At 43.8% G+C, this 260-nt stretch carries 1 protein-coding gene; it reads left to right on the top strand.

The genetic code is table 11. The annotated features are described in order from the left end of the window. The coding region (locus SB773_RS32800) for a winged helix-turn-helix domain-containing protein (RefSeq protein WP_410594579.1) at window positions 1-231 on the top strand (231 nt) is incomplete at its 5' end. Window positions 232-260: the final 29 nt, after the last annotated feature.

Below are 260 nucleotides of genomic sequence, written 5' to 3'. Positions count from 1 at the left end.
AACGATAAACCGGTTGAATGTACCCCAAAAGAATTCGATTTGCTAGAGGTGCTGGTGATCAATCGCAATATTGCCCTGTCTCGGGAAAAATTGATCGAGCTTGCCTGGGGCTTCGACTATGTAGGGGATACCCGAACAGTGGATGTTCATATTCAAAAGCTGCGAAAGAAGCTGCAGATGGATTCCAGCATTAAAACGGTTTACAAGCTGGGATACCGTCTGGAGGTGTAACGGAGAAATTTTTATAACTTCCTAATAAC

Origin of the sequence: Bacillus sp. SIMBA_074 (assembly GCF_046534555.1) — a bacterium.
In the GTDB taxonomy this organism is placed as follows: domain Bacteria; phylum Bacillota; class Bacilli; order Bacillales; family Bacillaceae_G; genus Bacillus_A; species Bacillus_A mycoides.
The sequence above is the reverse complement of the archived record's forward strand: the minus strand, read 5'-3'. Positions and strand labels throughout refer to the sequence as shown.